This is a genomic window from Shinella oryzae, assembly GCF_023038235.1.
In the GTDB taxonomy this organism is placed as follows: domain Bacteria; phylum Pseudomonadota; class Alphaproteobacteria; order Rhizobiales; family Rhizobiaceae; genus Shinella; species Shinella sumterensis.
This window is the reverse complement of the sequence record NZ_CP081988.1, coordinates 1,115,149-1,141,348: the sequence shown is the minus strand read 5'-3', so window position 1 is coordinate 1,141,348 and position 26,200 is coordinate 1,115,149. Positions and strand designations below refer to the sequence as shown.

The 26,200-nt window shown below is 64.2% G+C and carries 22 protein-coding genes; 6 read left to right on the top strand and 16 right to left on the bottom strand.

The window, feature by feature from the left end; translation table 11 throughout:
* Positions 1–9: 9 nt before the first annotated feature.
* The 8 genes from urtE to K6301_RS21520 form a co-directional block, all read right to left on the bottom strand.
* Positions 10–705: an urea ABC transporter ATP-binding subunit UrtE gene (gene urtE, locus K6301_RS21555; RefSeq protein ID WP_247220899.1), complete on the bottom strand. Its 696-nt coding sequence runs from the start codon at positions 703–705 to the stop codon at positions 10–12.
* Positions 705–1,454, bottom strand: a complete 750-nt coding sequence (gene urtD / locus K6301_RS21550; RefSeq protein ID WP_247220897.1) for an urea ABC transporter ATP-binding protein UrtD — start codon at positions 1,452–1,454, stop codon at positions 705–707. The genes urtE and urtD overlap by 1 nt, the downstream gene beginning before the upstream one ends.
* Before the next feature lies 1 nt (position 1,455).
* Positions 1,456–2,595: an urea ABC transporter permease subunit UrtC gene (urtC, locus tag K6301_RS21545; RefSeq protein ID WP_247220895.1), complete on the bottom strand. Its 1,140-nt coding sequence runs from the start codon at positions 2,593–2,595 to the stop codon at positions 1,456–1,458.
* A 4-nt stretch (positions 2,596–2,599) separates the two neighbouring features.
* Entirely contained in the window at positions 2,600–3,493 is an 894-nt protein-coding gene (gene urtB / locus K6301_RS21540) for an urea ABC transporter permease subunit UrtB (RefSeq protein ID WP_134651080.1), read from the bottom strand.
* A gap of 68 nt (positions 3,494–3,561) precedes the next feature.
* On the bottom strand, positions 3,562–4,809 hold the full coding sequence (locus K6301_RS21535; RefSeq protein ID WP_247220893.1) for a transporter substrate-binding domain-containing protein: 1,248 nt from the start codon (positions 4,807–4,809) through the stop codon (positions 3,562–3,564).
* Between the two features lie 248 nt (positions 4,810–5,057).
* Entirely contained in the window at positions 5,058–5,666 is a 609-nt protein-coding gene (locus K6301_RS21530) for an ANTAR domain-containing response regulator (protein ID WP_134651076.1), read from the bottom strand.
* 8 nt (positions 5,667–5,674) lie between these two features.
* Positions 5,675–6,826, bottom strand: coding sequence for a transporter substrate-binding domain-containing protein (locus tag K6301_RS21525; RefSeq protein ID WP_247220892.1), 1,152 nt, complete (start codon positions 6,824–6,826; stop codon positions 5,675–5,677).
* A 222-nt stretch (positions 6,827–7,048) separates the two neighbouring features.
* Complete coding sequence (locus tag K6301_RS21520; protein WP_247220890.1) at positions 7,049–8,596, bottom strand: amidase; 1,548 nt, start codon at positions 8,594–8,596, stop codon at positions 7,049–7,051.
* A gap of 456 nt (positions 8,597–9,052) precedes the next feature.
* Between K6301_RS21520 and K6301_RS21515 the strand changes: the two genes are divergently transcribed.
* From K6301_RS21515 to K6301_RS21500, 4 genes are all read left to right on the top strand, one after another.
* The gene (locus K6301_RS21515; RefSeq protein ID WP_247220889.1) at positions 9,053–9,949 is read left to right on the top strand and encodes a fructose bisphosphate aldolase; all 897 of its coding nucleotides are present in this window, start codon (positions 9,053–9,055) and stop codon (positions 9,947–9,949) included.
* Between the two features lie 59 nt (positions 9,950–10,008).
* On the top strand, positions 10,009–10,917 hold the full coding sequence (locus tag K6301_RS21510) for a LysR family transcriptional regulator (RefSeq protein WP_247222477.1): 909 nt from the start codon (positions 10,009–10,011) through the stop codon (positions 10,915–10,917).
* Between the two features lie 117 nt (positions 10,918–11,034).
* Positions 11,035–12,060: an L-glyceraldehyde 3-phosphate reductase gene (gene mgrA / locus K6301_RS21505; protein ID WP_247220888.1), complete on the top strand. Its 1,026-nt coding sequence runs from the start codon at positions 11,035–11,037 to the stop codon at positions 12,058–12,060.
* Between the two features lie 80 nt (positions 12,061–12,140).
* A complete protein-coding gene (locus K6301_RS21500) occupies positions 12,141–13,202 on the top strand; it encodes an aldo/keto reductase (protein ID WP_247220887.1) in 1,062 nt (353 codons plus the stop codon).
* A 51-nt stretch (positions 13,203–13,253) separates the two neighbouring features.
* Here K6301_RS21500 and K6301_RS21495 read toward each other — a convergent pair whose 3' ends face one another.
* Together K6301_RS21495 and K6301_RS21490 are read right to left on the bottom strand one after the other, a co-directional pair.
* The gene (locus tag K6301_RS21495) at positions 13,254–13,754 is read right to left on the bottom strand and encodes a gluconokinase (RefSeq protein WP_247220886.1); all 501 of its coding nucleotides are present in this window, start codon (positions 13,752–13,754) and stop codon (positions 13,254–13,256) included.
* Between the two features lie 22 nt (positions 13,755–13,776).
* A complete protein-coding gene (locus K6301_RS21490; protein WP_247220885.1) occupies positions 13,777–14,532 on the bottom strand; it encodes an SDR family oxidoreductase in 756 nt (251 codons plus the stop codon).
* A 373-nt stretch (positions 14,533–14,905) separates the two neighbouring features.
* Between K6301_RS21490 and K6301_RS21485 the strand changes: the two genes are divergently transcribed.
* Positions 14,906–16,621, top strand: a complete 1,716-nt coding sequence (locus K6301_RS21485) for a methyl-accepting chemotaxis protein (RefSeq protein WP_247220884.1) — start codon at positions 14,906–14,908, stop codon at positions 16,619–16,621.
* Positions 16,622–16,651: 30 nt separating this feature from the next.
* On the opposite strand, the gene K6301_RS21480 is transcribed toward K6301_RS21485, so the two are convergent.
* The 4 genes from K6301_RS21480 to K6301_RS21465 form a co-directional block, all read right to left on the bottom strand.
* A complete protein-coding gene (locus tag K6301_RS21480) occupies positions 16,652–17,170 on the bottom strand; it encodes a hypothetical protein (RefSeq protein WP_247220883.1) in 519 nt (172 codons plus the stop codon).
* A 205-nt stretch (positions 17,171–17,375) separates the two neighbouring features.
* Entirely contained in the window at positions 17,376–18,569 is a 1,194-nt protein-coding gene (locus K6301_RS21475) for a M20 metallopeptidase family protein (protein WP_247220881.1), read from the bottom strand.
* Positions 18,556–19,734 (bottom strand): M24 family metallopeptidase, encoded by a 1,179-nt coding sequence (locus K6301_RS21470; protein ID WP_247220879.1) that lies wholly within the window; start codon positions 19,732–19,734, stop codon positions 18,556–18,558. The genes K6301_RS21475 and K6301_RS21470 overlap by 14 nt, the downstream gene beginning before the upstream one ends.
* 43 nt (positions 19,735–19,777) lie before the next feature.
* Entirely contained in the window at positions 19,778–20,644 is an 867-nt protein-coding gene (locus K6301_RS21465) for an urea carboxylase-associated family protein (protein ID WP_247220877.1), read from the bottom strand.
* Between the two features lie 225 nt (positions 20,645–20,869).
* Between K6301_RS21465 and K6301_RS21460 the strand changes: the two genes are divergently transcribed.
* Positions 20,870–21,460: a YqaA family protein gene (locus K6301_RS21460; protein ID WP_134651048.1), complete on the top strand. Its 591-nt coding sequence runs from the start codon at positions 20,870–20,872 to the stop codon at positions 21,458–21,460.
* On the opposite strand, the gene K6301_RS21455 is transcribed toward K6301_RS21460, so the two are convergent.
* Together K6301_RS21455 and K6301_RS21450 are read right to left on the bottom strand one after the other, a co-directional pair.
* On the bottom strand, positions 21,439–22,095 hold the full coding sequence (locus K6301_RS21455) for a 4'-phosphopantetheinyl transferase family protein (protein WP_247220875.1): 657 nt from the start codon (positions 22,093–22,095) through the stop codon (positions 21,439–21,441). The two genes, K6301_RS21460 and K6301_RS21455, sit on opposite strands and share 22 nt — an antisense overlap.
* The gene (locus K6301_RS21450) at positions 22,092–26,063 is read right to left on the bottom strand and encodes a Pls/PosA family non-ribosomal peptide synthetase (protein ID WP_247222476.1); all 3,972 of its coding nucleotides are present in this window, start codon (positions 26,061–26,063) and stop codon (positions 22,092–22,094) included. The genes K6301_RS21455 and K6301_RS21450 overlap by 4 nt, the downstream gene beginning before the upstream one ends.
* Between the last annotated feature and the right edge of the window lie 137 nt (positions 26,064–26,200).

Genomic DNA, 26,200 nt, shown 5'->3' with positions numbered 1-26,200 from the left:
CCGCACGGACTAGACCGTCATATGGCGATGCACGAGGTCATCCGTCAGCGCGGAAACCGGGCCTTGCGCGACGATGCTGCCCTTTTCCATCATGGCGAAATTATCCGAGGCCTCGCGCGCAAAGGCGATGTTCTGCTCCACGAGGATCACGGTCATACCGAGTTCACGGTTGAGACGCACGATGGCACGCTCGATTTCCTCGACGATGGAGGGCTGGATGCCTTCGTTGGGCTCGTCGAGCAGCAGAAGCTTGGGGCCTGTGGCGAGCGCCCTTGCAATCGCCAGCTGCTGCTGCTGCCCGCCTGACAGGAGGCCGCCCTGACGGTCGAAATTCTCGACCAGATAGGGAAAGAGTTCGCCGACCAGTTCAGGCACGACATGCTTGCGGTCGGCACGTGCGAACGAGCCCATGAGGATGTTTTCCCGCACGGTGAAATCGGGAATGATCTCGCGGCCCTGCGGCACATAGGCGATGCCGGCGCGCGCGCGTTGGTGGGTCTGCGCAGATGAGATATCCTGGCCATCCAGCACCAAGGCGCCGGTGCTGCGGTCCGTCAGTGCCATCAGGGTCTTGAGGAACGTCGTCTTGCCGGTGCCGTTTCGACCGAGAACGCTTGTAATCCTGCCGGCGGGCACTTCCAGCGAAATGCCTTGCAGAACATGACTGCGGCCGTAATAGCTGTTCAGGTTCTTGATCGAGAGCATCAGGATATTCCCTTCGAACCGAGATAGGCCGCGCGCACCCGCGCGTCGGTCTCGATCTCCGCCACGCTGCCTTCCGCCAGGACCTCGCCGAGATGCAGGACGGTAATGTGCTGGGCGATTTCACGCACGAACCCCATGTCATGCTCGACGACGAGCAGGGTGTGGCGACCCTTGAGGCGGTTGATTATATCGGCGGTCTTGGACGTTTCGGCATGGGTCATGCCGGCGGTCGGCTCATCGAGCAGAATGACCTTCGGGTCCTGCGCCATCAGCATGCCGAGCTCCAGCCATTGGGTTTGCCCGTGGCTCAGGAACGCCGACGTCTTACGCGCGACCGAAACCAGGCCTGTCAGGTCCAGTATCTCGGCGATACGGCGCCGCTGCTCGGCCGAAACACCGAAGCGAAGATTTGCGAAAACAGACGGATGCTTGTTGCAGCAGGCCACCTGAATGTTCTGCTCGACGGTGAGATCGCGAAACACGCTCGGGATCTGGAACTTTCGGCCGATCCCGGCTCGGGCGATGCGGTGCTCCGGCCAGTTCGTGATGTCATGGCCGAAGACGCGCACGCTGCCGTCGGTACTGCGGATCTTGCCGCTGATGAGATCCATCAGCGTGGTCTTGCCCGCGCCATTGGCGCCGAGGAGGACCCTGAGCTCGCCGCTCGCGACGCTCAGGCTGACATTCTTGATCGCCTTGAAGCCACCGAAGGCGACGCTCAGGCCGTTGAGTGCGAGTGCCTGGTTCATGTCACGCGGTCTCCGATCGTGTGGCGCCTGCGGTCGCTGAAACCGAAGGCTGTTCATCCCGTTGGAAGCGGGCGACAAGCGAATGGGCGAGCCCGCCCAGGCCGCGCGGCATGAAGAGCACGACGAGCACGAAGATGAGCCCGATAATCGCCTTCCACGCTTCGACGAGCGCCTCGGTCTCGCTGACCTGCGCCTCGATCATGTTGATCAGGATGGCGCCGATGCAGGCACCGAGCAGCGACGAGCGCCCGCCGACGGCCGCCCACACCACCATCGTCACCGAAAAGGAGAGGTCCATGAAGGTCGGCGAGGCGAATTCGGTGACGACCACGTAGAGCATGCCGGCACATCCGGCGATGGCCGCCGACACGACGAAGAAGAACGTCTGGTAGACGGGCACGTCGAAGCCGAGGTAGCGGGCGCGCAGCTGGTCGTCGCGGATCGCCTGGAGGATGAGGCTCGCCCGCGTGTCGGCGAGCAACCGTGCGGCAATCAGAGTGAGCGAAAGCGATGCCGCGCAAAGATAGTAGGTGGCCCGGCTGTAGGGATCGAATTCGATGCCGCCGATCGTCAGCCAGCCGAGGTCCGTCAGGCCGTTGAAGCCGTTGGTTATGGGTTGCGCATCGACCAGGACGAGCCGCACGAGAAGCACGAGCGCCAATGTGATGATCGACACGAAGACGCCAGAGATGCGTTTGCGGAAGATGATGGCGCCGAGCACGCCTGCGATGACGACCGGCAGGACGATACCCGTGGCAAGGCCGAACCACTGGTGCTGGAAGGGCAACCAGAGGAAGGATCCCTTGTTGATGCAGCACAGGTCCGTCGGCGCTCCGGGCTCTGCGTTCCACAGCATGAAATCCGGCACTGGCGTATCCGAGCCCTGAGCCAGGCTTGTGGGACTGGAAAGCTTCAGCGACATGGCGAGCATATAGGCTCCCATGCCGAAGAACAGGCCCTGTCCCAGGTTGAGAATGCCGGCATAGCCCCAGGTCAGCGCGATGGCGACCCCGAGCATGCCGTAGACGAGATATTTCGCGATGCGGTTCAGCCAGAACTCGTCGCCGAAAGCCGGAGCGAGGAAGAGCGCGGCAATGAACAGTCCATAGGCCGCGAGCTGGATCTTGCGTTCGAGCGCCATGGGGTCAGCGTCCTTTGTATGAGAAGAGCCCGTTGGGCCTGAACAGGATCACGCCGATGACGACCGCGAAAACCACCGCGCGCGCGATGATGTCGTTCGTGCCGATTGCGACGAGCGCATTGATCTCACCGAGAAGGCCCGAGGACAGGATCGTGCCGAAAATGCTGCCGACGCCGCCGGTGACGACGACCATGAAGCCATCGACCACCATGGTCGCGCCCATATCGGGAAACACGGTCTTGAAGCCCGACATCATGACGCCGGCAACGCCTGCGAGCCCCGAACCGAAGGCGAAGGTCAGCGCATTGACGCGCTTGACGTCGATGCCGCAGGCGGCGGCCATCTTCGGATTGCGGATGATCGCGCGCACCTGAACGCCGGCCGATGTGCGGTAGAGGATGAGCCAGGTCAGCGCCGTCAGCGCGAGCGTCACGCCGATGATGAAGGCGCGGTAGCCGTTGAATTCCAGCCCGGCGACGGAGACCGTACCCTGCAGATAGGCCGGCACGGTCACGTTCTGAAGACCGGGGCCGAGCCCGTCGATATGGATGCCGAAGAAGGTAAGGCCGAATTCAAGACGCACGGCCTGCTGGATGAGGATGGAAATCCCCCAGGTGGCCAGAAGCGTATCGAGAAGGCGGCCATAGAGGCGACGCACCACGAGGCGCTCGATGAGAAGCCCGAGCAGGGCAGTCACCACGAAGGCGATGGGAATGGCGAGCAGGAAATTGGCGCCGAGCCAGATGCTCGACAGCACGGCGACATAGGCGCCGATCATCACCATTTCGCCGTGCGCCATGTTGATGACGCCCATCGCGCCATAGGTGATGGCAAGCCCCAGCGCCACCAGCAGCAGGATCGAGCTGAGGCTGAGGCCAATGAAAATCACATCAAACATTGAGCTGTTCCTTCCGGTCGAGCGAAAGCCGCCGGGCCGCAAGGACCCGGCGGGCGCTGTTCGCCGCCTTAGCCCTTGAGCTTTGCCTGATCGAGGCCCTTGGCGGTGCAGAACAGGTTGTCTTCGGTCTCGCCATAAGCGGAATAGGGCAGCGGCTTCACCGGGGCCGGCTCCTCGCGGACGATCTTGCTCTGGCCGTCGGCCTGCCACTGGCCGATGCGCGGCGTCATCCAGCAATGCAGGTTGTCGGCGTCGATCGTCACCTTGCCGCCGGGCGCATCGTAGCTCTGGCCGCGAATGGCGCCGCGCACACCCTGCGGATCCAGATTGCCGGCCTTCTCGACCGCCTGTTTCCAGAGGAAGACCTGGAAATAGGCCGCTTCGAGCGAGTGATAGGTAACGGCCTTCGGATCGTTGGTGAACTTGCGGAAATTGTCGATGAAGGTGTGGTTCGCAGGCGTATCGATCGACATGAAGTAAGGCACCGACATGTAGCTGCCAGCCGCATATTCCGCGCCCATCGCGGCGATCTCGATTTCCGAGGTCACCGTCGCGCAGATCGGGATGGTCTCGTGGGACAGACCCTGGTTCTTGAACTCGCGGTAAAAGGCGATGATGCTGTCGCCGACCACGTTGGAGAGAACGACGTCGGCGCCCGATTCCTTGATCTTGTTGACCATGACCGCCCATTCGGAATGGCCGAGTTCCAGATATTCGTCTGCCACCCATTCGGCGCCGCTGGCCTCGATGAGCTTCTTGGAGACCTTCGCCATCTCGCGCGGATAGACGTAGTTCGAGCCGACGATGAAGAACTTCTTCTTGCCGAGCGTCTCCACGATCCAGGGAATGTACTTTCCGAGCTGCTGGTTGGGCACCGCGCCGGAATAGACCACGTTTCGCGAGCACTCGAAGCCTTCGTAGTGGGTCTGGTAGAACAGCGTGGCGTTGCGGCGCTCGAAGATCGGCAAGACGGCCTTGCGGCTCGCCGAGGTGTGGCAACCGAACACGGTATCGATCTTGTTCTTGAGGATGAGCGACGAGGCCTTCTCGCTGAAGGTCTTCGGATCGGAGGCACCGTCTTCCACGACGACCTCGATTGGCCGGCCGAGCACGCCGCCTGTGGCGTTGATCTCGCTTGCGGCCATCTGCACTGCATTGGCAAGAAGCTTTTCGACGACCGACAAACCACCGGTCTGGGAATAGAGCGCGCCGACGCGGATCGGGTCGGCTGCAAAGGCGCGGCCGATGAGCGTCGGCGCCGAAAGGACGACCGATGCGGCCGCTGTGGTCTTCAGGAAATTGCGTCTGTTCAACATTGTGTTCCCCTTGTTGATGAACGTTGCATGCCGCGACGCCTCAGGACGCCGTAGAACGGCATTCCGGCGCTGATTTTGGCTTTGGTGGGACTGACGACCTTGTCAGGCGACAATAAAAAACCCGCGAGGCTCTTTCGAACCTGCGGGCTACTTTGCCGTTGGCACTTTCCTCTGTGCCGCTTCCATGAATGGCCATGACGTTGCACGGGGACCCATGGATATATTGTGTCCCTCAGGACAGGGACGAACTAAGCACGTTTCGGTGAGGCGCGCAAGTGCTCCTCGGACAGAACGATGGACTTCGCCACCTCTTCGATGGAAACGCGGCGCTCCATCGCCTGTCGCCTAAGGTCTTGATATGCTTCGTTTTCCGTCGCCCCATTGTGGGCCATGAGAATGGCCTTGGCGCGGGCGAGCTGCTGGTCGCCCATGGCCTTCCTGCGGTACTTTCGTGCCTCCTTGAGGAGGCGCTGCTGCTCCAGCCAGAGGTTTCTGGCAATGGCGAGATTGGTCAGCAGGCCGAAGGGTTTTATCGGCCGCTCGACCACGGCCTGGGCTCCGCTCTCCAGCACGATCTGAAGTGTCGACGGGTTCTCGTAACCGACGATCGCCAGCATGGTCGGGCCGGGTTTGGGCTGGTTCTTGATGAACCGCTCGATCTCGGGACGGGCATCGTCCTCGATCGCCAGGAAGACCACATCGGTGCCGAGGGGTAGCTCCGGTGGAACGGGCCAGATCTGGGTGGGAGTGCAGCCGATACGCCTTAGATGCTCGGTCAGCGACTGGCCCTCGGCGTTGTTGGGATGGAGCACGAGCACCTTGAGGTCCCGGAGATCTCGTAGAAGCGCAAATGACATCCTGCCTCCTAAAGACCGACGGCATCGCGGGTCGCCGACATCGCCGACTCCGGTCTGTATTCCAGCATGAACGGATCGGGCGCGACGCGGACGGAGGGATCGTAGACGATGTCGTATTCGCCGTTTGCGTTCACCTTCGCCACCCGCGGCCACAGATGGGTGTGATTGGTGGCGCCGTCGATCTTCACCAGCCCCTGCGGCGCATCGTATTCGACGCCGGCAAGTGCTGGCAGCAGATCACCGAGCGCCATGCTGCCTGTCCGTTCGAGGGCCTGGGCAAAGAGGTGGACTTGGAAATAGGCCGCCTCGGCCGGTGCGGTCGGAAGGACGTCGTCACCGAATGCCTTGTGATAGCTTGCGACGAATTCCCGCGCCTTGGGGCGGTCGATCGTGGAGAAGAACGGCGCTGCCGTAACGTGACCCTCGGCGACGCTTGGCGCCAGCTGCCGGAAGTCCGCCTCGCTGGTGGACTGGCTGGCAATAGGCATGTGTTTGGAATCGAAGCCCGCCGCTTTGAAGGCCTTGAAGAAGGGAACGATGCCGTCTCCCACGACCGTGGAATAGATGACGTCGGGCTTCGTGCGACGGATACGCTCGATGATCGTTGCGATGCTGGCGTCATCAAGGGCGAGCGGGACATACATCTCGTCCACCACTTGGCCTCCGCCGCGCAGGAAGAGATCGGCGATGGTGCGGTTCGATTCATAGGGATAGACATAGTTCGAGCCGACGAGAAACACCCGGTCGCCGTAGTTCTGCGTGAGGAACTGGACGAGCTGCACGGAATTCTGGTTCGGCGCCGCGCCCGTATAGATGCAGTTGCGCGAATATTCGAAGCCCTCGTAGAGGGTGGGATAGAACAGAAGTGCGCCGCGCGCCTCGATCACCGGCAGTGCGGCCTTGCGTGTGCTGGACATGTGGCAGCCGAAGACGACGTCGACCCGGTCCTGGTCGACGAGCTTCAAAGCCATGTCGCGATAGTTCGCGGGAATGGACGCGGGATTGTAGGCGATCGGCACGATGGGCCGCCCCCGCACCCCGCCGGCGCGATTGATCTCGTCTATCGCGAGGAATGTCGCGGCGCGCTGTGTACGCTCCACCGCGCCGGTCACCCCGGTTTCCGAAAAAAGGACGCCAACGCGCCAATCATCATTCCGCATGCCTACCGCCAAAACAAAAAAGCTCCCGCCCGATGCCGGTCGAGAGCCACCCCGCTCAAGGATCTTGAAATACCAATAGCCCGGATCATGTCAGGCCGCCGGCAATCTGGCAAGGGCGACATTGCCACGCCGCGCATAAGAGTGAGTGTCGCCGTCCCGTCACACGACCGTTCGAGACTAACCGGGCCGGCACGACATGCCGGCCCGGCTTTAGCGCAGCGGTCAGACGGCCGGCTTGCGATGCAGCGTAGCCTGCTCATAGGCGTAGGCGAAGTCGATGATCTTGGCGTCATCCCACTGCCGCGCGAGGAAGATGAGTTCGAACGGCGCGCCCGAAGCATAGTATCCGGCGGGTACGGTGATGCCTGGAATGCCGGCAATGTTGAGCTCACCCACCGTGGTTTCCCTGATCGCGTTGCCGGAATGCAGGCCGGGCAGTTCGCCGAGCATCTGCGGATAGGCGAGCGCGTCGAGCTGGTGGTGCGCGAACACCGTGTCGAGCAGCCTGAGATAGGTTTCCTTGAGGGCCGCGAATTCCGGCATGGCCGGCGGCACGGCCGGCGCCTTGACGGCTTCCAGGAAGTCCGGCAGCTCGTTGAGGTAGCCGAGGATCGCGCCGGGGGCGAGCGGATTTTCCGCGCTCGTCGCAGCGGTGAACTCCTCCCAGCTCTTCAGAGCCGCCTCGGGACCGAGGCGGCGTAGATAGCAGGTGATGTCGTAGGGCAGGGATTCCAGTCCGCGCCCGTCGAAGAACGGCGTGCCGGGCGTGATCTGCCGGTGGGTGTTGAAATCCGTGCCGGCAAAGGGATCGTCGACGAGAATGGCGCCGGCGGCGGCCAGTTCGCCCTTGGCGCGCTCGTAAAGTGCTGCCGTCTCGTCGGAAAGCGTATCCTTGCGCCAACCCGGGCCATAAAGGCCGATCCGCTTGCCCTTGAGGGCGTCGCGCGAGAGATTGGCGGCAAAACCGCCCGGCGGAATGTGACCGATGGATGCGAGCGTCTTGGGGTCCTCGCAGGTGAAGCCGGCGATAGCGTCGAGGCAGAGGGCGGCGTCTGCGACCGTGCGGGCGATCGGCCCGACGACATCGCGATTGCTCGAAAGCGGAACGACGCCGGCATTCGGCACCATGCCGATGGTCGGTTTGATGCCGACGAGGCCCTGTGCGGAGGCGGGATTCTGGATCGAGCCGCCGGTTTCCTCGGCTAGGCCGACAAGGCACATATGCGCGGCGACGGCACTTGCCGTGCCCGCGCTGGAGCCGCCCGGCGCGCGGTCCTCGATGGCGACGTTGATCGTCGGTCCGGCCCAGCTGTCATTGGCGTGGGTGCCGGTCCAGCTCAGGATCGGCACATTCGTCTTGCCGAGGATCACGGCGCCCGCGGCCTTCATGCGCGCCGCCACCGGGGCATCCCGCTCGGGGAAGAGATCGATGCCGCCGGTGCCCGAATAGAGCAGGCGCCAGCCCGCCGTGGTCGGATAGCCCACCATGTCGACGGTATCCTTGATGACGACGGGGATGCCGGCCAGCGGCCCGAGCGCTTCGCCGGCCGCCCGGCGGCGGTCGATCTCGCGGGCCTGCTCAAGGGCGTCGTCGCACGAGAAGATTATGGCATTGTATTTGCCGTTCAGCTTCTCGACCTGGGCGAGCGAGGCGCGCACGAGCTCTTCGGAAGTCAGCGTGCCGGCCGCGAAGGCTGCCTGCACCTGCGCAATGGTGAGGCTGCCGAGATCGGCGAGCAGATCGGGAACGATTCTGGCAGAGGCGGTCATGATGGGTCCTTTCCGCGCGAGACAAGCGCATGGGGCACCCGGAGCGGTGCTCCGGCTGCGCAAGATGGACCGCAACAGGCAAGACGCGCGCCTTTGCGCGGCGCACGGCATCGACGGTTGCGGATTGATTGTCTGACGTCCTTGTCAGGAGGAGTATCGGCTCGCGTCCCCGTGTGGCGGGGCAGATGTGCCTGGCCGTGACCGTGGCCTTGCGGCATGGCCGGAGCGGGCAAGGGGACGGTCGAAGAGAGTGTGCGACGCCTGCGAATGTCCGTCAAGGTGGATTCTTGCCGGACACCCCGCACCCCGCCGCGTTTTGGCGGACACGGTTCGCCAGTCGCGCGGCTGTATTGAAAAAGCGACCGGGTACCGGTTGGATTACGTCCGTTCTGGTCTATGTTCACAGTCAGAAACAGGCCCGGCCGAAGCGAAGCCGGTAAAACAGGAGGAGGCGAGATGAGCGATCCGAAAATGATGTCGCAGATGGAAGACAAGCCCGGATTTATCGCCGCGCTCGACCAGAGCGGCGGTTCGACGCCCGGTGCGCTGAAGCTCTACGGCATTGCCGAGACCGACTATGACGGCGATGAGGCGATGTTCCGCCTGATGCATGAGATGCGGGTGCGCATCATGACCGCGCCGGCCTTCTCCGGCGACCGGGTGATTGGAGCGATCCTGTTCGAAAAGACGATGGATGGCGAGGCGGGCGGCAAGCCCGTGCCGACCTATCTCTGGGAAGACCGTGGCGTCGTACCGTTCCTGAAGGTCGACAAGGGCCTAGCGGCGGAAGAAAACGGCGCACAGGTGCTGAAGCCGATGCCCGATCTCGACGCGCTGCTCAACCGCGCGACCGCCAAGGGCATTTTCGGCACCAAGATGCGCTCGGTCATCGCCAAGGACGACAAGGCCGGTGTCGGCGCGGTCGTGCGCCAGCAGTTCGAGATCGGCCGCCAGATCCTCGACCACGGCCTCGTCCCGATCATCGAGCCGGAAGTCTCCATCGGCAGTCCCAGCAAGCAGGAGGCGGAAGCGCGCCTGCGCGACGAACTCGCCCGCGAGCTGGATGCGCTACCGGCCGGAACGCGGGTTTTCCTCAAGCTCACCCTTCCGACCCGGGCGGATTTTTACAAGCCGCTGGTCGAGCACAAGGCCGTCGCGCGTGTCGTGGCGCTGTCGGGTGGTTACAGCCGTGCGGATGCCTGCGAAAAGCTCAGCCGCAACCACGGCATGATCGCCAGCTTCTCCCGCGCCCTCACGGAGGACCTGCGCGCGACGATGGACGACGCGGCGTTCAATGCGAGTCTCGGGAAGACGATCGAGGAAATCTACGCGGCAAGCGTCAACAAGGTCTGACCGCGCTTTGACGCGCTCCGTCGCGCGATTTATGACGGGGCGAGGGGGTGACGGTGAGCATGGTTTCCAATCGCAACGAGCTATCCGATCTGGCGGTGTTCCTCCAGATCGTTCGCGCCCGCAGCTTCCGCAAGGCCGCCGACCAGCTTGAAATCTCCGTGTCCGCCCTCAGCCACCGCATGAAGGCGCTGGAGGCGAGGCTCGGCGTGCGGCTCTTGAACAGGACGAGCCGAAGCGTTTCCCCCACGGCGGCGGGATCCGCACTGGCCGAGAAGGTCTCGGCCGGTCTGGATCTCATCACGAGCGGGCTGGAGGAGTTGCAGGGCCGCTTCAGCGGTATCGCGGGCAGCGTGCGCATCAATGTGCTGCGCGATGCCGTCGACCTGCTGCTCACGCCGGTGCTGCCGCTGTTTCGCGAACGCTATCCGAATATCGAGCTGGAAATCGCCTCCAACGACTACTTCGTGGACGTGACGGCGGAGGGCTTCGATGCGGGTCTGCGCTACGCCGGTACCATTCCCGAAGACATGATCGCCGTGCCGGTGACGGAGGCGCTGAACTGGGTGGCTGTGGCCTCGCCCGCCTATCTCGCCCGCTCGGGACGGCCCACCAAGCCAGAGGACCTGCTGTCGCACAACTGTATTCGTATCCGCACGGGGCGTGGGCAGATCTATCACTGGGAATTCGAGCGCGGCGAGGACAAGCGGCAGATCGATGTGCCCGGCGCGCTGATATCGGGCTCGACGGATGTCTCGGTGTCGGCGGCGCTATCGGGCATCGGCATCGCCTATTGCCTGGAGAAGGTGGCCGAACCGCATCTGCGGGCCGGTCGGCTGGAGCGCGCGGTGCCGGACTGGTCGTCGCTCGGGCCGCCGCTGGCCTTCTACTATTCCAGCCGACGGCAGGTGCCCTACGGTTTGCAGGCGCTGATCCAGACCATTCGCGAAGTGCAACCGCGCCATCGTTGAGCCTGGCTCAATGATCCGTTGAGCGATTGGTCATTGATGCAATGATCGCGACGGCGTACCCCTGATGCCTGACTGCCGGAGCCCGGTCCCGCCCGGCTGAAATACAAAGGAGACAGCATGTATCTCGCCAATCCCAACCGTTACGACGGCACCGATTATCGCCGCAGCGGAAACGCCGGTCTCCGCCTGCCGCCGATCTCGCTCGGCCTCTGGCACAATTTTGGTGGCGTCGATCTCTTCGAGACCGGCCGAAGCGTCGTGCGCCGCGCTTTCGACCGTGGTGTCACGCATTTCGACCTCGCCAACAATTACGGCCCGCCGCCCGGCTCCGCGGAAGAGAATTTCGGCGTCATCCTGAAGAAAGATTTTCGCCATCACCGTGACGAGCTCGTCATCTCGTCGAAGGCGGGCTGGGAGATGTGGGACGGGCCCTATGGCCGCGGCGGCTCGCGCAAGCACTTGCTCGCGTCGCTCGACCAGAGCCTGCAGCGCATGGGTCTCGACTATGTTGATATCTTCTACTCCCACCGTCCGACGGAAGATGTGCCGCTCGAGGAGACGATGGGCGCGTTGATCCAGATGGTGCGACAGGGCAAGGCGCTCTATGTCGGCCTGTCCTCCTATGGGCCGGAGCGCACCCGCGCGGCCGAGCGCATCCTGCGTGCGGAAGGCGTGCCCCTGCTGATCCACCAGCCATCCTATTCCATGCTCAACCGCTGGATCGAGGACGGCCTGCTCGACACGCTGGGCGAACTGGGCGTCGGCTGCATCGCATTCTCGCCGCTCGCGCAGGGTCTGCTCACGTCAAAATATCTCAACGGCGTTCCGCAGGACGCGCGCGCTGCTCGCGCCGGCTCGTTCGACGAGGCGCTGCTGAGCGAAGGCAACCTTGCCCGCGTGCGCGCGCTGAACGAGATCGCCAAGCGCCGCGGCCAGTCGCTCGCCCAGATGGCGATCGCCTGGGTACTGCGGGATCCGCGCGTGACGTCCACGCTGATTGGCGCACGAAACGTCGCCCAGCTCGACGATTCGCTTGATGCGTTGCAAAATCTCGCCTTCAGCGAGGAAGAGCTGAAAGAGATCGATACCCACGCCACGGAAGGCGGCATCGACCTCTGGCGGGACATGATCAGCGCGAAATGACGCGGTTCTGAAACACAGCCTGCGCCGCACCCGGCTTACCGTGTGCGGCGCAGGCTCTGCAATCTGAAGGGAGAAGGCGAATGGAATATCGGCAGCTTGGCCGCTCCGGCCTCAAGGTTTCGGCAATCACCATGGGCACCATGACCTTCGGGGGCGTCGGCTGGGCGAAGACGGTGGGCGATCTCGGCGTCGCCGATGCGCGCCGCCTCGTCGACCTCTGTGTCGATGCCGGGGTGAACCTCATCGATACGGCGGATGCCTATTCGCAGGGCGTGTGCGAGGAAATTCTCGGCGAAATCCTTGGCGGCCCGCGCAGAAGCGGCGTCCTGATCGCTACAAAGGCCCGTTTTCCGATGGGCGACGGCCCGAATGACAGCGGCCTGTCGCGCCAGCACCTAATCGCCGCCTGCGAGGCAAGCCTGAAGCGGATGAAGACCGACGTGATCGATCTCTACCAGGTGCACGAATGGGATGGCCTCACCCCGCTGGAAGAGACCATGGAAGCGCTCGATACGCTCGTGCGCCAAGGCAAAGTGCGCTATATCGGCTGCTCGAACTTCTCCGGCTGGCACATCATGAAGGCGCTCGGCGTGTCGGAGCGCGACAGACTCCAACGGTTCGTGAGCCAGCAGATCCACTATACGCTGGAGAGCCGCGACGCCGAAAACGAGCTCGTTCCCATCAGCATTGACCAGGGCCTCGGCATCCTCGTCTGGAGCCCGCTCGCCGGCGGCCTTCTGTCCGGCAAGCATCGCCGCGATCAGGGTGCGCCGGAAGGCACGCGCCAGTTTGCCGGCTGGACGGAGCCGCCGATCCGCGATGAAAACCGCCTCTGGTCCATCGTAGAGACGCTGGTTGCCATCGCCGGAGAGCGCGGTGTGTCGGCCGCACAGGTGGCGCTCGCCTGGCTGCTTGGCCGCAAGGGCGTGACATCCGTCATAATCGGCGGGCGCACCGAGGCACAGTTCAAGGACAATCTCGCCGCCGCGGACCTGAAGCTGAGCGACGAGGAACGTGGTCGTCTCGACCAGGTCAGCCAGCCGTGGCTGCAATATCCCTACTGGCACCAGAGAAACACCGCCAACGACCGTCTGGGCGAGGCCGATCTCAGCCTCATCGCGCCCTATCTGAACGGCGCCTGATGAAGATCGACGATCCCGTGCGACCGATCACATTGACGTCGCACGGGATCGTCACCCGTTCCCAACGTCATCCCGGGTGGTCTCTTCCAATCTCGTGGCGATGGTCCCGACCAGCACGTCTAGCGGTGCATCGATATCCACGGTGACGGCGCTTTCATCGGCCTCCGGCGGCTCGAGCGCCGAAAACTGGCTGTCGATAAGGCTCGTCGGCATGAAATGCCCGGCGCGGGCGCCCATGCGCCTAGTGATCAGCTCGCGGCTGCCGGCAAGGTGCACGAACGTTACGGGGGCGCCGGCCTCTGCGCGGATGTGGTCGCGATAACGACGTTTCAGCGCCGAGCAGCCGATGATCAGGATGCCCTCCGGCTTTGCCAGTTTTCGGCCTACAAGGGTGAGCCATGGCCACCGGTCCTCGTCCGTGAGCGGTTCGCCGCGGCTCATCTTTTCGATATTCGCCTGCGGATGCAGGTCGTCGCCATCGAGATAGCGGGCGCCGAGACGTGCGGCGAGCGCCGCCCCGACGGCGGATTTGCCCGAGCCGGCGACGCCCATGAGGACGATGCGCCGGGGCGTTTCAGAGCGAGGCCGTGATGCCGCCATCGACATAGAGCGTGTGTCCATTCACGAAAGAGGAAGCGTTGGAAGCGAGGAAGATGCAGGCGCCGACGAGTTCCTCGACCTTGCCCCAGCGTCCCGCCGGCGTGCGCTTTTCCAGCCAGGTGGAAAAGGTTTCGTCGGCGACGAGGGCCGCATTCAGCGGCGTCTCGAAATAGCCGGGCGCTATGGCGTTGCATTGGAGACCGTATCGCGCCCAATCCGTCGCCATGCCCTTGGTGAGATTGCCGACGGCCCCCTTGGTGGCCGTATAGGGCGCGATTCCGGGGCGCGCGAGCGCGGTCTGGACGCTCGCGATGTTGATGATCTTGCCAGTGCCGCGCGCGATCATGTGGCGGGCGACAGCCTGTCCGACATTGAAGACGCTGGCGATATTGGTCTTCAGCAGCCGCTCGAAGGCGTCGGCGGGAAAGTCCTCCAGCGGCGCGCGGTGCTGCATGCCGGCATTGTTGACGAGGATGTCGATTGCGCTGACCTTCGCCTCGAAGGCATCGATCGCGTCGCGCACGGCTGCGTGATCCGTGACATCGAAGGCGAGCCTGTGGCTTGCACCGATTTCGCCTGCGGCTGCCGCGAGCTTGGCTTCCTCACGGCCGTTGAGCACGACATCGGCGCCTGCGGCCGCCAGGCCCCGCGCCAGAGCGAGGCCGATGCCTTGCGAGGAGCCCGTGACGAGGGCACGTTTTCCGGTCAGATCGAAGAGTTGGATGCTCATGGGCGAGACCTTAAGCGAATGCCCATGCCTAGCCAACGGCTTTAGATGGATCAAGCCGTCCTGAGGGCCATGGTCCTTCGTCATGCGGGTGGCGGCTGCGCCACCCCAACTGCGGGACTGTGTCGCGCAAGCACAACCTATATTACATAATCTAAATATTTACCGGATTCGTTTAGAAAGGCGAAAGTTGTCTGCGGTGGCCGGCTGGTGCTTGTGAAGCGTCTTGGTTGCCGCGAATTGGCCAGGCGTTCCTGCCTGTCGATCCGGCGGGAAGCTTACCGACGAACTGCCCCGGGATGATGCCGAGGGCTCGTGATATCGATGCCTGCTGCAATGCTGCCAGCCGCGCATCCTCAATCAGGATGAGACACGCATGACGAGCGTCTGGACGAAATTCAGGGGCGGAGCGACGGCCGATGCCGTTCTTGCCGCCATCGGCAAGACTTTCGCGGTCATCGAGTTCGACGCCGCCGGAAACGTCCTCTCCGCCAATGAGAACTCCCTGCGCGTCATGGGCTACAGCAAGAGCGAGCTTGCGGGACAGCACCACAAGATGTTTGTCGATCCCGCCTACGCGGCCAGTGAGGATTATGCCGTCTTCTGGCGCAAGCTCCTGCGCGGCGAGTGCGATGCCGCCGAATACAAGCGTATCGGCAAGGGCGGCAGAGAGGTCTGGATCCAGGCGTCCTACAATCCTGTCGTCAGCAGCAGCGGCAAGGTGCTCAAGATCGTTAAGTTCGCCACCGATATCACCGCCGAAAAGATGCGCGCCGCCGAGGCCATCGGCAAGCTTGTGGCCCTCTCGAGGGCGCAGGCGATCATCGAGTTCACCCTCGACGGACATGTCCTGACGGCAAACGACAATTTCCTGGCGGTGCTCGGCTATGACCTTGCGGAAATCGTCGGTCGTGCGCACAGTATGTTCGTGGAGCCGGCCTACGCGCAGAGCGCGGACTACGCGGCGTTCTGGCAGCGCCTGCAACGTGGCGAGTTCGTGGCGGCGGAGTTCAAGCGCATCGGCAAGGGCGGCAGGGAAGTCTGGATCCAGGCTTCGTACAATCCCATCTTCGATCCGGATGGCCGGGTGGTCAAGGTCGTCAAATTCGCCACCGACATCACGGCGCGCGTCAAGGCCGTCACCACCATCGGCGCCGGACTGGCGCAGGTCGCGGGCGGCAATCTCACCTGCGAGTTAAACGAGGCATTCATACCCGCCCTCGATCAGTTGCGCCTCGATTTCAACGCCTCCGTCGCAACGCTCCGGACCGCGCTGCGAAAGGTCGGTGAAAATGCCTTCAGCATCGATGCGTCGGCCGGCGAGCTGAGCGCAGCGGCGTCCAATCTTTCCATGCGAACCGAAAGACAGGCCGCGTCCGTGGAGGAAACGGCCGCGGCCCTCGACGAGATTACCGCGACGGTGAAAAGCTCCGTGGCCCGGGCCGAGGAGGCGGGCCAGATCGTCGCGCGGACGAAGGCCAGCGCCGAGCTTTCCGAGACGGTCGTCAAGCGCGCCGTCGCCACCATGGGCGAGATCGAATCCTCCTCGCGTGAGATCAGTTCGATTACCGACATGATGGACGAAATCGCCTTCCAGACCAATCTGCTGGCGCTGAATGCCGGCGTGGAAGCGGCGCGTGCGGGAGAGGCCGGAAAGGGCTTTGCCGTCGTGGCGCAGGAAGTGCGCGTGCTTGCCCAGCGTTCCGCCGAGGCCGCAAAGCAGATCAAGGACCTGATCCGGAAATCCAATGACGAGGTCCGTTCGGGCGTGAAGCTGGTCGGCGAAACGGGTGCGGCCCTGGAGCAGATCATCCGCGACGTTCAGGAGGTCAGCAGCAACGTCGTTGCCATCATCGAGGCATCGCGCGAGCAGTCGACCGGCCTTGCGGAGATCAACGCCGCCGTCGGTACGGTCGATCAGGGCACGCAGCAGAATGCCGCGATGGTGGAGCAGACATCGGCCGCGAGCGCCAACCTCGCATCGCAATCCCAGGCGCTCAATGCGCTTCTGGCCACCTTCCAGCTCGGCGGAACAGTGCTGTCGCCTCGTCACGCAACGGGTCGCACCTCGGCCAGGCTTGCCGCGGCCTGAGCGCAGGCCACGGCGTTTCGACGCCGGACTTCAGTTCAGCAGGGTGCGCCGCAAGGTTTGCAGCGTTTCGGCCTGTTCGGGCGTCGGCTCGCCTTCGACCGAGGCCACCGCGTCGGCAATGGCGATCAATTCCTGACGTTCGGCGATATCGAGCCTGTTCAGCCAGAGATCCCGGAAGCGTCGGATCGGGTCCTGCGGGTTTACGACGTGGCGGGTCGCCCAGTCGGCGAAGATCATCACCTCGTCCATGTCCTGGGGTTTGATGATCCCGTTCATACGCGTCCGGATGACGGCCGACGCCTGGTCCTTGGCATGCGGCTTCTCGGCCGCAAGGGCCAGGAAAAACGCCACGGCAGCGATGGCCGGATCGGCAATCGAGGCGAGCGGAGCCGCTTCCGCTTTCTGGCGGAACTGCTTGCGGTTGTAGGCGCCGCGCATTCTTTCGATCGAGTCGATCACCTCGCTGCCGGCTTCCCGCACCATCTTGAAGCGCCAGTACCAGACCGCCGCACCACCGAGCACCATCACCAGAAGACCCACAAGATGCATCGCTCAAACCTCGTTTCGATTGCTGTCGTTCAGGGGCATACCCTGTCGGGACGGCTAAGCCGCGCAATCAATTCGATATTCCTTTCGATAATCTCGGCGATACGCCCTTTGGCCGGCGTGTGATCGCGTAAGGCGCTGTCACCGAGAGCATTTCCAGCCGAAGCGAAGTCGCTTCGGCGTCGGATAATGCGGTAAAAACATGAATCTAGGGCTTTTCGAGAAAGGCGCGTGCAGCTTCGGCAAGCACCATCGCGCCCTTCGGCAGGGCGGTTTCGTCGGCGCGGAACTTCGGATGATGCAACGGATAGACGGCGTCGATATCGGCGTTGCGGATGCCGAGGCGGAAATACACCGATGGGCACTTCTCGCTGTAGAAGGCGAAATCGTCGGCGGCGGTCCAGCCCGGCGCCATCAGGACATTGTCGCCGCCGACAACCGCCGCACCCGCGCGCTTGATGATATCGACCATGTCGGGGTCGTTGACGACGGCCGGCTCGCCACGCCTGATATCCACGGCGACCTCAGCGCCATGGGCGGCCGCAATACCGGCGAGAACCTGGCGCAGCCTTTGCCACGCCTTCTGCCGCGTCTCCTCAAGCCCGCTCCGGATCGTACCCCTGAGGCGGACTTGGGAGGCGATGACGTTATAGGCGCCGCCGCCTTCGATGCCGGTGACGGAGACGACCAACGGATCGTAGGGATCAATCTCGCGCGCCACGATCTTCTGCACCTCCGTCACCATGGAACAGGCGACGGCAATGGCGTCGACGCCGTCCGAGGGCTTGGCGGCATGCGCGGAATTGCCGGTGACCACGACATCGAAATTATCGCAGGCCAGTGTGTAGGGGCCCGCGCCGACGGCGACCCGGCTGGCCGGCGTGTAGGGATCCACGTGGATGCCGATTGCGGCATCCACGTCGTCGAGCAGGCCTTCTTCGATGACGCGCCGCCCGCCCAGCGGCTCAGCCTCCTCGGCCGGCTGGAAGATCAGCCGGACCGTGCCGCTGAAGCTCTCCCGGTGCGCGTCGAGCAGAACGGCGGCGGCATAGCCCATCGCCGCGTGGGCGTCGTGTCCGCAAGCATGCATGACGCCGGCCCGCTCGGACGCGAACGGCACGCCGGAAGCCTCGGTGATCGGCAGCGCATCGATATCGGCGCGGATCACCACCTTGCGGTTCGATGGTCGTGCGGTGCCGACGATATCCACGGCAAGGCCGAACCCGGCCACGGAACGGACTGTCTCGAAGCCTGCATCGACCAAGGCTTCCCGCAGATAGGCCTGCGTCTCGCGTTCCTCGTTGGACAATTCGGGATGGCGGTGCAGATGGCGGCGGATGTCGATCATCCGGCCTGCCAGCGCCGCATCCATCTTCATGCCGGTATCGTCAGGCTTTGACATGGATATCCCGCGGGAAGCGCGTGAGGGTTTCGCAGCCGCTATCGGTGACGAGGATGGTCTCGCTGACCTCGATGCCCCAGCCGTCCATCCACATGCCGAGAATGGAGTGCAGCACGTTGCCGGGTTTCAGGATGGTCGTGTCGCCGGGGCGCAGGCTGATCGTGTGTTCGCCCCAGTCCGGCGGATAAGCGACACCGATCGAATAGCCGATGCGTGATTCCTTCTTGAGGCCATAGCGCTGGATGACCTGGCGCCAGGCCGCCTCGACGGCTTCGGCCGTCACGCCCGGCCGGATCGCGTCGAGAACGGCTTCCATGCCCTCCAGAACCGCCTTGCTCGTGTCGCTCACCTTGGCGGGCATGGCGCCGAGCTGCATCGTTCTGGCAAGACCCGCCGTGTAGCGGCGCACGACGCCCGCCAGTTCAAGCGCCACCGTTTCGTTTTCGCCAAACCGCCGGTCGCTCCACATGACATGCGGCGCCGACGCGTTCTCACCGCCGAGGATGGTCGGCGGCAGCGCGGTGATGTCGCCGGCAAAGTCCGGCGAGCCGGCGACCTGCGCGGCCTGGATCTTGGCGATGGCGTCGCATTCGCGAACACCGGGCGCGATGACATCATAGGCGGCGGTCACGGCAGCCTCGGCCAGACGCGATGCCTTGCGCAGATAGTCGATCTCGGCGGGCGATTTCACGCTGCGCACCCAGTTCACCAGCAGGTCCGCATCGTGGAAGGTCGCATTCGGCAGGCCGGCGGTGAGGCGGGCATGCGCCTTGGGCGAATAGTAATAGGCTTCCTGCTCGATACCGATCCGGCCCTTGCCCCAGCCCTTGTTGGTCATCCATGCGGCGATCCAGTCCATGGGATGGCGGTCGGCGCGCTGGACGTGGTCTTCGGGAAAGCCGACCACGTTTTCCGGCTTCATCCACGCCGTCAGCAGGCCACCGGCCGCATCCATGGCACGGCCGATCCAGACGGGCTCCTCGTCGGCCAGCGGCACGAGCACGACCTGCGGCGTATAGAAGGACCAGCCGTCGTACCCGGTGATGTAATGCTGGTTGGCGACATCGTTGACGATGAGCAGATCGAGATTGCGGCGTGCCATCTCCGTTCGGATGGCCTGGAGACGGGCCTTGTATTCCGTCAGCGCGAAGGGAAGCTGGATCATGAAGAACACATCCTGTTCATAGGGAGCGATGGCCTCGGGCGCGTTACGCCTGAACACCGTGGCTGCGGTCGTAGCCGTTGCGGGGCGGGGACTGCCAGCCTTCCGGCAAGCGCTTGGGCTTGTAGATCTCCACGACCATGGGGTAGCAGGCGGCCGTATCGGAGGAATGTTGCGCCGAGCAGTCGCCGCCGGGGCAGGCCGACATGCAGCCGAGAAGATCGATTTCCGCGAAGAATTCCAGGTAATCACCCGGCCGCACCGGGCTCGCCTTCATGAAATACTGTCCGGTGTCGCGCGTGAAACCGGTGCACATGAAGACGTTCAGCACATCGTGCACATGGCGCTCGGCCTCGACAAGCGGCAGGCCGGTTTTCTGCGACAGCGCGCGCGTGAGATTGGAATGGCAGCAATGGTGGTACTGGCCGCCGTTGCTCAGCAGGTTGTTGGTATAGGGGTCGCAGCGCGTGCCGATGACATCGTGCACCGACCCGCCGTATTCATCGAAGCCGTACCAGTCGAGCGTGTCGTGGGTGATGGTCGCGATGGGTCGCATATAGGGGAAGTTCGAGAAGAGCTGGTCGCCGAGCCCGACATGCGTTCCGTTGAGCGCGCGCGTCTTGCCGCTGAAGAACCGCTCCTCGATGTCGTGCAGGTTGAAGAGGTTGAGATCGCCGACCTGCGGCCCCTCGGAACACAGCATGCGGCAGAAATGGCCGGCCGGGACCTCCCAGGACGCAGCCTCGCGCGGCGGTATCACCACCGTCTCCACGAGCTCCACATCGTCGCGCACGGCACGGTAGGCGGCAAGATCGGCCAGCGGCAGCGTATCACGCGGATAGCAGATCACCGGCTGGATCGCCTTGCGCGCGCTGGCGTCGGATGGCGGTTGCGTGATGGGATCTGGCTTCATGGGTCTCCGTCCTGTTTACCGCTGACGTTGTCTGTTTCGGCGCGAGCATAATGGCCAATAATTTGATCGGATAATCAATGTTCTTCATGCATCCGGCCGGCGATCCCCACGGTTTGTCGCGAAGGGCCCTTGGCGGTTGGCCGGTGCTTCACTGGATTTCGGCGAACGAAGCGTGTAGGCAGCGGTCACACCCTCCCAGCCACCTGCCGCACATACCCGAGCCCCATGTTACGAAAACTCTATGCCTGGACCCTCTCGCTTGCCGGCCGCAAGGCTGCGGAAGTTTGGCTTGCGGTCATCGCCTTCGTCGAAAGCTCGGTGTTTCTCGTGCCGGCGGACGTGTTGTTCGTGCCGATGGCGCTGGCCCGGCGCGAGCGGGCCTATCGCTACGCCTTCGTCGCCACGGTGTCGTCGGTTGCGGGCGGGATCGCGGGCTGGCTGCTCGGCTATTACGCTTATGCGACCATCGCCGTGCCGGTGCTGGAATTCTATGGCAAGCTTGAGGCCTTCGAGCGGTTGAAGGCGCAGGTCACGGAAGAACAGCTCAACCTGCTTCTGGTCACATCCGGGCTTGCGCATCTGCCGCCGATCAAGATCGTCACCATCCTCGCGGGCGTGGTGCATATCAAGCTGTGGCACTTCATCGTCTCGGCGGTCATCGCGCGCGGCCTGCGCTTCTATCTGCTCGCCTTCCTGCTGCGCCGCTACGGCGAGGCGATCCAGGCTTTCGTGGAAAAGCGCCTCGGGCTCATTCTGGGCGCGGTCGCCGTCCTGCTCGTGGTGCTCTACGTCGCCTACAAGATGCTGCTCGGCTGATCTTCCGTCGAAACGGCCAGCACGACCACGCGGGGACGAAGGCTGAAGAACAGCCGCATGGCGTGGCCGGTCGTGGTGGTGGCCCGGCCGCGTGGGAAGTCCACGCGGATATGCTCATAGCCGAGGATTTCGCCGGCGAGCGGATGGACAGCCTTGTACACGGCCTCCTTGGCGCTGAAGAGGGCACGCCCGGACAGCATCGGCTCGACGCCGCCGACCGCATCGCCGTCATGGAAGACGAGGGCGGCGATGTCGTCCGGCAACGGATCGGCCGGCTCCACATCGATTCCGACCGAGGGAACGTCGGCGACCCTGGCGATGGCCGCCACCGCCATTTCGTCGTCATGGGCAAGCGAGCCGACCACGCCTGGCGGCCAGAGCGGAGCGCCCGTCGCCGATCGGCCTATGATGGCGCCCGCCATCCCCTCGTTCTTCAGCAGATGCCGGGCAAGGGCGCGCGCGGCACCGCTGGCGCGCCGGGCGGCGGGCCGTCGGGCTCGAAGGGCTGCGGCCTCTTCGGGAAGGAGCAGCGCCTCGTCGCCCTCGCGGATAAGGCGACAGCCGAGGCGGATGCCCGGCGGGGCCATCCGCTCCATTGCGGCTGACAGCGCGACTTGACGCGCGCTGTCGCTCATTCGGCCGCGACCGGCTTGACCCAACCATGGAGCTTGGCGGGGTTGCCGCGCCAGATCGAGTTCGGTTCGAGGATCTCGCCCTTCATGACGAAGCAGTCGACATCGGCAACGGAGCCGTCGCCCATGGTGACGCCGTAATGCACGAAGGCGGCCGGGCTCAGCGTGCAGCCATTACCGATGCGGATATGGTCGGACTTGAAGGCGCCTTCCTCCAGTGAATGCGCCTGGATGACGCAGCCCTCGTTGAGCGTGGCGTCGTCGCCGATCTCCACCAGCGAGCGTTCGGTGAGATTGGCCCCGCCGTCGTAGACGCGCTTGCCGACCTTCACGCCCAGCGCCCGCAGGATCATCGGGCGGAAGGGCGTGCCGGCGAAGAGGCGCACGATGGGCGAATCCGACAGTTTCCAGTGGCGCTCGTGCCGCCAGAAGGCGACGTCGTAGATGGTCGTCACCTGCGGCTGGAGCTTGCGGAAGCCGAGGCTCGCCCATTCCATGAAGATGTAGAAGGGAATGGTGATGACGCCCGTCAGAACCACGGCGGCGAACAAGGCGACATTCGCCCATTCCGTATAGTAGTTCAGCGCGCGGTCCCAGATGGCGAGCGTCACGAACAAGGTCGTCCACTGCACGGCGATGAACATCAGCGCGGTGGCGAGGTTGTGGCGGTTCTTGTGCGGCAGGCGCGCGCGGCGCTCCTCGTCGCTCACGCCCTGGATGAGCTCCTTGTCGCGCTTGACCATGCGCGGGATCTCGAAGGGTGGCGAGCCAAGCAGGCCGACATTCTCGCGCAGCGGCCCGTCGATCGGCACCATGACCTTGGTGCCGAGAAGCACGTTGTCACCCGTCTTCCCGTCGGGGGGATAGAAGATGTTGTTGCCGAAATAATTGCGCTCGCCGACCTTGGTATGCTCGAGCCGGAAGGCGGAAGCCGACTTGTGAACGTTGATCATGTACAGACCGTCCGACACCATCGTGCCCGTGCCGATCTCGCAGAACAGCGGGTTGTCCTGCTGCTGGTTGCTGCCGAAGTTGGAGCCGGTCTGGACCACCGTGTTGAGGTTCCAGCCGAGCGCGCGGATATAGTGCACGACGGCCGAACTGTCGCCGAAGATCAGATTGAGCAGCCGCGCGTTCGTGCAAACCTCGACGATCGATTGCAGCCAGAAATGGAAGCCGTAGAGCCGGTAGACGCGGCCCGGCTTCAGGACGAGGCTGAACAGGCGCGGCAGCGCCAGTGCTGCAAACAAAAGCGCGGCGATGAGGATGAAGAGCGTCACCGTCGTGCCGATGGCGACGATGCCGATGGATTCCTGATAGTCGTCGCTGACATTCTGCCAGTAGCTGTGGAACAAGAGCGGGAAGGGTGTCACGACGGCAAACAGCGTGACCAGCTGAACCGCCTCGTAGAGGAAGCGCCTTGTCTTCGACAACGTGACGACGGGAACCGCGCAATAGTCCGCCGATGTCGGAACGGCCGGCGATCCATGCCAGTGCGCGTCGTCGGGGATGTGCTGGCCGCGCTGGAGCGAGGAGCCATGCCCGAGCTGCGCCCGGTCGCCGATTGCGGTGTCGATGTCGATCATGCAGCCGACGCCCACAAAGGCATCGCGGCCGATGGTGATGGGACCGGTATGGATATAGCCGGACTGGGCGCGGTATCCGAGAACCATCGATTCCTTGCGCAGGATTGCGTTTTCGCCGATGGAAATGAGGTCGGTGCAGACAGGCACGGCCCGGCATTCGACGGTCGTGCTGCGGCCGAGCCGCGCGCCGAGCAGGCGCAGATAGAGGCTGTAGAGCGGACTGCCGCGGAACAGCACGACGGGCGCGGTGCGGATCAGCGTCTTGACCACCCAGAACCGATAGTAGCGCAGGCCCCAGATCGGAAAGCTCTCGGCCTTCCATCGCCCGACCAGCAGCCACTTCATCGCCACGGCGAAGCCCGACATGCCGAAGAACACGGCAGCCGACAGCACGGCGCATCGGAAATAGAGCTGAACCGGGTCGTCCAGCATGTCATAGACCCAGTTGAGGCCCGAATTCAGGATCCAGAAGCCGAAATAGCTGTAGAGGCCGTAGAAGGCGAGCTGGGCCGCACCACAGGTCCAGTAGGCGAGGTTCGAGGCGCGGTGCGTCAGGCACGGCTCCTCCGGGAGCGACACCTCTTCCTGCGGACCGCGCAAGTGGCGGGCGAGCCCGGCGACCGTCGGATGCATGTAGATATCGCGCATCGAGGTGCCGGCCCATTCCCTGCGCGTGCGCAGCCTGGCGCAGAAGCGCGCCATCAGCAGGGAGTTGGCGCCTAGATCATCGAAGAAATGATCCTCGACATAGATATCGTCCATCTTCAGGACGTCGCGCAGCGCCTCCGTCATGAAGCGCTCATCGTCCGTGGTCGGCAGGATTTCCTTGCGCTCGCCGCCGAGCCTGAGGCCGGAGGGCTTGGGAAGCTTGCGGGTGTCCACCTTGTCGGACACGGTCATCGGCAGCGCCGGCAGCTCCTCCAGGAACGACGGCACCATGTAGTCGGGCAGACGCTGGCGCAGCGCCTTGGCCAGATCGGCGCGCACGATGGCGTCCGCGCCGGATTTCAGCGCGTAGTAGCCGACGAGTTCCACGCGGCCGGGTTCCATTTCCCATGTGGTGACGGCGGCTTGGGCGATGCCCGGCTGGTCGAGCAGCACGGCCTCGATCTCGCCGAGTTCGATACGGTAGCCGCGGATCTTCACCTGGGTGTCGATACGGCCGTGGTATTCGACCTCGCCGTCGGCGTTGATGCGGCCGAGATCGCCGGTGCGATAGATGCGTTGCGAGGGATTATTCGGCAGGCCGAGAAAATCGGGAATGAATTTCTGCGCCGTCAGGTCCGGCCGGTTGAGGTAGCCGACGGCGACCCCGATGCCGGCAATGCCGATCTCGCCCAGTTCGCCGGGCGCCGTCAGCTGCGGCGCATCGGCATCGAGGATGACGATGGAGTAGGTCGGCAGCGGCGCGCCGATGGTGACGGCGCGGTCGGGCGACAGGTAGCCCATGGTGGCCGTGACCGTCGCCTCCGTCGGGCCGTAGGTGTTCAGGATCTGGCGGCCGGGCTTCGACCAGCGCGTGACGAGATTGTGCGGGCAGGCCTCGCCGCCGACGAGGATGGCGCGCAGGCTCGGCACGTCGCTTTCGATGGAGGAGAGCAGCGTCGGCGAGCAGGCCATGCAGGTGATGGCGTTGGCGCGCAGGAAGTCCGCCAGTTCCTCGCCCACCAGCGTCATGCGGCCGGGGGCGGGCACCACGGTCGCGCCGGCGGCGAACGGCACCCAGATTTCCTCGGTGGAGAAGTCGAAGGCGATGGTCATGCCCTGGTAGACACGGTCGCCCGGACGATAGCCGTAGGCATGCGCGGCCACGCGCACGAAGTTGCAGATGCTCTGGTGGCGCACCGCCACGCCCTTGGGCCGGCCCGTCGTGCCCGACGTATAGAGAATGTAGCAGATGTCGTCGCCGGCGGTGTCGACGTCCTGCGGCGTTGCGGGATAGCGGGCGGTCTCCTCGCCGCCGGCGGTAACCACGACGTGCGGCACCGCAAGCGTTGCGGCGCGCGGCGCATAGCCGGCGACGGTGACGACGAGGCGGACCCCGGCATCCTCGACGATCAGCGCCATGCGCTCATCCGGGAAGGCCGGCGCCAGCGGCACGAAGGCGGCCCCCGCTTTCATCACGGCGAGGATCGTGATGTAGGTCTCGGCGGAACGGTCGAGCAACAGCGCGACGCGGTCGCCGGGGGCGACCCCGCGTTCGGCGAGCAGGCGGGCGAGGCGGTTCGCCTCCGCATCCATCTCCCGGTAGCTCCAGACCCTGCCGTTATCGAGCACGGCGGGCGAGTCGCCGAAGGTTGCCGCCAATCCCTCGAAGACGCCGGAAAGCCGCTCGCCAGGATGGCCTGGATGGGGAAAATCGGGACCGCAGAGGATTTGCGGCATGAGGCCGCTCACCGTGGTTTCCACAGCGCCCTGGGTGAGGCCGCGCAAAAGGGGCCCTGCATCATTCATGTTCTAAAATCCTGCTTGTGCCTTGTCCGGCGAACTGGCGTTCGGGCAGTGGCGCGCCTGCGCGGCGC

What these genes read in the sequence shown, in the direction of transcription:
- urtE (WP_247220899.1), bottom strand. Translation starts at nt 705, where the DNA reads ATGCTCTCGATCAAGAACCTGAACAGCTATTACGGCCGCAGTCATGTT.
- urtD (WP_247220897.1), bottom strand. Translation starts at nt 1,454, where the DNA reads ATGAACCAGGCACTCGCACTCAACGGCCTGAGCGTCGCCTTCGGTGGC.
- urtC (WP_247220895.1), bottom strand. Translation starts at nt 2,595, where the DNA reads ATGGCGCTCGAACGCAAGATCCAGCTCGCGGCCTATGGACTGTTCATT.
- urtB (WP_134651080.1), bottom strand. Translation starts at nt 3,493, where the DNA reads ATGTTTGATGTGATTTTCATTGGCCTCAGCCTCAGCTCGATCCTGCTG.
- K6301_RS21535 (WP_247220893.1), bottom strand. Translation starts at nt 4,809, where the DNA reads ATGTTGAACAGACGCAATTTCCTGAAGACCACAGCGGCCGCATCGGTC.
- K6301_RS21530 (WP_134651076.1), bottom strand. Translation starts at nt 5,666, where the DNA reads ATGTCATTTGCGCTTCTACGAGATCTCCGGGACCTCAAGGTGCTCGTG.
- K6301_RS21525 (WP_247220892.1), bottom strand. Translation starts at nt 6,826, where the DNA reads ATGCGGAATGATGATTGGCGCGTTGGCGTCCTTTTTTCGGAAACCGGG.
- K6301_RS21520 (WP_247220890.1), bottom strand. Translation starts at nt 8,596, where the DNA reads ATGACCGCCTCTGCCAGAATCGTTCCCGATCTGCTCGCCGATCTCGGC.
- K6301_RS21515 (WP_247220889.1), top strand. Translation starts at nt 9,053, where the DNA reads ATGAGCGATCCGAAAATGATGTCGCAGATGGAAGACAAGCCCGGATTT.
- K6301_RS21510 (WP_247222477.1), top strand. Translation starts at nt 10,009, where the DNA reads ATGGTTTCCAATCGCAACGAGCTATCCGATCTGGCGGTGTTCCTCCAG.
- mgrA (WP_247220888.1), top strand. Translation starts at nt 11,035, where the DNA reads ATGTATCTCGCCAATCCCAACCGTTACGACGGCACCGATTATCGCCGC.
- K6301_RS21500 (WP_247220887.1), top strand. Translation starts at nt 12,141, where the DNA reads ATGGAATATCGGCAGCTTGGCCGCTCCGGCCTCAAGGTTTCGGCAATC.
- K6301_RS21495 (WP_247220886.1), bottom strand. Translation starts at nt 13,754, where the DNA reads ATGGGCGTCGCCGGCTCGGGCAAATCCGCCGTCGGGGCGGCGCTCGCC.
- K6301_RS21490 (WP_247220885.1), bottom strand. Translation starts at nt 14,532, where the DNA reads ATGAGCATCCAACTCTTCGATCTGACCGGAAAACGTGCCCTCGTCACG.
- K6301_RS21485 (WP_247220884.1), top strand. Translation starts at nt 14,906, where the DNA reads ATGACGAGCGTCTGGACGAAATTCAGGGGCGGAGCGACGGCCGATGCC.
- K6301_RS21480 (WP_247220883.1), bottom strand. Translation starts at nt 17,170, where the DNA reads ATGCATCTTGTGGGTCTTCTGGTGATGGTGCTCGGTGGTGCGGCGGTC.
- K6301_RS21475 (WP_247220881.1), bottom strand. Translation starts at nt 18,569, where the DNA reads ATGTCAAAGCCTGACGATACCGGCATGAAGATGGATGCGGCGCTGGCA.
- K6301_RS21470 (WP_247220879.1), bottom strand. Translation starts at nt 19,734, where the DNA reads ATGATCCAGCTTCCCTTCGCGCTGACGGAATACAAGGCCCGTCTCCAG.
- K6301_RS21465 (WP_247220877.1), bottom strand. Translation starts at nt 20,644, where the DNA reads ATGAAGCCAGATCCCATCACGCAACCGCCATCCGACGCCAGCGCGCGC.
- K6301_RS21460 (WP_134651048.1), top strand. Translation starts at nt 20,870, where the DNA reads ATGTTACGAAAACTCTATGCCTGGACCCTCTCGCTTGCCGGCCGCAAG.
- K6301_RS21455 (WP_247220875.1), bottom strand. Translation starts at nt 22,095, where the DNA reads ATGAGCGACAGCGCGCGTCAAGTCGCGCTGTCAGCCGCAATGGAGCGG.
- K6301_RS21450 (WP_247222476.1), bottom strand. Translation starts at nt 26,063, where the DNA reads ATGCCGCAAATCCTCTGCGGTCCCGATTTTCCCCATCCAGGCCATCCT.